At 56.9% G+C, this 3,447-nt stretch carries 2 tRNA genes and 2 rRNA genes (1 of these 4 running past the window's edge); all 4 read left to right on the top strand.

What is annotated here, in order from left to right:
- The first annotated feature begins 187 nt into the window (after nucleotides 1-187).
- Nucleotides 188-1,674 (top strand): 16S ribosomal RNA (locus tag DC522_RS32185).
- 161 nt (nucleotides 1,675-1,835) lie between these two features.
- Nucleotides 1,836-1,912, top strand: a tRNA-Ile gene (locus DC522_RS32180).
- A gap of 124 nt (nucleotides 1,913-2,036) precedes the next feature.
- Nucleotides 2,037-2,112, top strand: a tRNA-Ala gene (locus tag DC522_RS32175).
- 291 nt (nucleotides 2,113-2,403) lie between these two features.
- Nucleotides 2,404-3,447, top strand: a 23S ribosomal RNA gene (locus tag DC522_RS32170) (it continues 1,765 nt past the right edge of the window).
- Together the 16S and 23S rRNA genes with 2 tRNA genes alongside form the textbook arrangement of a ribosomal RNA operon.

The following is a 3,447-nucleotide window of genomic DNA, read 5'->3' as shown; positions in this document are numbered from 1 at the left end:
TGCTCTTTGACAGGTGAAGACAGAAAGAGAAGCGTAGGCGGCGGTGTCCTTGCGCTGGTCTTCGGACCAGACGGAACAAGACATCGACCAGGTCTATGCTTTGGTGAGTACACCGCTTCGGTCCTTTGGCCGGAGTGAGATGGACTCTGTCAATGCGTTGAGACGACAGTCGAGATCGAATTCTCTTCAACTTGAGAGTTTGATCCTGGCTCAGAACGAACGCTGGCGGCAGGCTTAACACATGCAAGTCGAACGCACCCTTCGGGGTGAGTGGCAGACGGGTGAGTAACGCGTGGGAACGTGCCCTTCAGTTCGGAATAACCCAGGGAAACTTGGGCTAATACCGGATACGTCCGAGAGGAGAAAGATTGATCGCTGAAGGATCGGCCCGCGTCTGATTAGCTGGTTGGTGAGGTAATGGCTCACCAAGGCGACGATCAGTAGCTGGTCTGAGAGGATGATCAGCCACATTGGGACTGAGACACGGCCCAAACTCCTACGGGAGGCAGCAGTGGGGAATATTGGACAATGGGCGCAAGCCTGATCCAGCCATGCCGCGTGAGTGATGACGGCCTTAGGGTTGTAAAGCTCTTTCGGCGGGGACGATAATGACGGTACCCGCAGAAGAAGCCCCGGCTAACTTCGTGCCAGCAGCCGCGGTAATACGAAGGGGGCTAGCGTTGTTCGGAATCACTGGGCGTAAAGGGCGCGTAGGCGGCTTTGTAAGTCGGGGGTGAAAGCCTGTGGCTCAACCACAGAATTGCCTTCGATACTGCATGGCTTGAGACCGGAAGAGGTAAGTGGAACTGCGAGTGTAGAGGTGAAATTCGTAGATATTCGCAAGAACACCAGTGGCGAAGGCGGCTTACTGGTCCGGTTCTGACGCTGAGGCGCGAAAGCGTGGGGAGCAAACAGGATTAGATACCCTGGTAGTCCACGCCGTAAACGATGAATGCCAGCCGTTGGCGAGCTTGCTCGTCAGTGGCGCAGCTAACGCTTTAAGCATTCCGCCTGGGGAGTACGGTCGCAAGATTAAAACTCAAAGGAATTGACGGGGGCCCGCACAAGCGGTGGAGCATGTGGTTTAATTCGAAGCAACGCGCAGAACCTTACCAGCCTTTGACATGTCCGGTATGGGGGCCAGAGATGGCTTCCTTCAGTTCGGCTGGCCGGAACACAGGTGCTGCATGGCTGTCGTCAGCTCGTGTCGTGAGATGTTGGGTTAAGTCCCGCAACGAGCGCAACCCTCGCCCCTAGTTGCCATCATTCAGTTGGGCACTCTAGGGGGACTGCCGGTGATAAGCCGCGAGGAAGGTGGGGATGACGTCAAGTCCTCATGGCCCTTACGGGCTGGGCTACACACGTGCTACAATGGCGGTGACAATGGGCAGCCAACCCGCGAGGGGGCGCTAATCCCAAAAAGCCGTCTCAGTTCAGATTGCACTCTGCAACTCGAGTGCATGAAGGCGGAATCGCTAGTAATCGTGGATCAGAACGCCACGGTGAATACGTTCCCGGGCCTTGTACACACCGCCCGTCACACCATGGGAGTTGGTCTTACCCGACGGCGCTGCGCCAACCGCAAGGGGGCAGGCGACCACGGTAGGGTCAGCGACTGGGGTGAAGTCGTAACAAGGTAGCCGTAGGGGAACCTGCGGCTGGATCACCTCCTTTCTAAGGATGATCCCTCAAGATCAGCATCCTGCTGAACTTATCGGATCTCTTCAGAACAAGCAGGGCCAGTCAGGCCCTAAGATGCGGGACGCTGCCGTCTTCGTTTCTCTTTCTTCTCCGGATACAGTGATCGGGTCACGGTGTGACTTGGGATGCGGTTCGGGCCTGTAGCTCAGGTGGTTAGAGCGCACCCCTGATAAGGGTGAGGTCGGACGTTCGAGTCGTCCCAGGCCCACCATTATCGTTGGATCGCTTCAACCGAAGCCTGCAAGGCTGAGGCAAGGCCGACTGGCCGCCGCGCCGCGTGGCGCGGACAGCCAAGGGAACGGAGGTTCCCGCCGGCGTCTGAGGCAATCCAGAATGGGGCCTTAGCTCAGCTGGGAGAGCGGTAGCTTTGCAAGCTTCAGGTCGTCGGTTCGATCCCGACAGGCTCCACCATTCCTTCGGTCCTGTGCCGTATCCGGGGTCCATTGAGCGCCTTCGCGCTCTGGATGTCATTGAGGTTCGTGGTCCCTCCCCCGGGAGGTGAGCGCGGATGTTTGAAATCGTAAAGAGGCGGCATATTCGGCCAGTTCAGGCAACCTAGTCCTGAACGAACCAGCCACGGCCCGCAGCCGTGCGCGCCGGATATGCCTGGCAAGCAAAATAGACGTCTTTGGAGCAATCCGAAGACGGGTCTTTCTTGCGATCGTGTCCGGTCTTTGCCGAGCGGACAGCGATCATGAGAGTAATCAAGTGTCGTAAGAGCATCTGGTGGATGCCTTGGCGCTGAGAGGCGATGAAGGACGTGGTACGCTGCGATAAGTCCTGGGGAGCTGCGAACGAGCTTTGATCCAGGAATCTCCGAATGGGGAAACCCACCTTCGACCCTTTGTATTCTGACCTCATCCTTGTGGTGGCGTTGGAATACGGAGGGTCAGATGAAGGGACTGAACCCTGAATCCATAGGGGTTTAGAGCGAACCCAGGGAACTGAAACATCTAAGTACCTGGAGGAAAGGACATCAAACGAGACTCCGTTAGTAGTGGCGAGCGAACGCGGACCAGGCCTGTGCCTGTGAGATCGTCATCGGAACGGTTTGGAAAAGCCGGCATCACGGGTGATAGCCCCGTACGAAGAAGCGTGATCACAGGACTTGAGTAGGGCGGGACACGTGCAATCCTGTCTGAACATGGGGGGACCACCCTCCAAGCCTAAGTACTCCTCAGCGACCGATAGTGAACCAGTACCGTGAGGGAAAGGTGAAAAGCACCCCGACGAGGGGAGTGAAACAGTTCCTGAAACCGGATGCTTACAAACAGTCGGAGCCCAAGGTTCGTCCTGGGTGACGGCGTACCTTTTGTATAATGGGTCAGCGACTTAAAGTAACGAGCAAGCTTAAGCCGATAGGTGGAGGCGCAGCGAAAGCGAGTCTGAACAGGGCGTTTTTGAGTTCGTTGCTTTAGACCCGAAACCGGGTGATCTAGCCATGAGCAGGTTGAAGGTGCGGTAACACGCACTGGAGGACCGAACCGGTGCCTGTTGAAAAAGTCTCGGATGACTTGTGGCTAGGGGTGAAAGGCCAATCAAACTCGGAAATAGCTGGTTCTCCGCGAAAGCTATTTAGGTAGCGCCTCGCGTGAATCCCCCAGGGGGTAGAGCACTGGATGGGCTAGGGCCGCCCACAGCGGTACCAAACCTAACCAAACTCCGAATACCTGGGAGGACTGCGCGGGAGACACACGGCGGGTGCTAACGTCCGTCGTGGAGAGGGAAACAACCCTGACCTACAGC

It is taken from the genome of Microvirga sp. KLBC 81 (assembly GCF_003075415.1).
GTDB lineage: Bacteria > Pseudomonadota > Alphaproteobacteria > Rhizobiales > Beijerinckiaceae > Microvirga.
The sequence above is the reverse complement of the archived record's forward strand: the minus strand, read 5'-3'. Positions and strand labels throughout refer to the sequence as shown.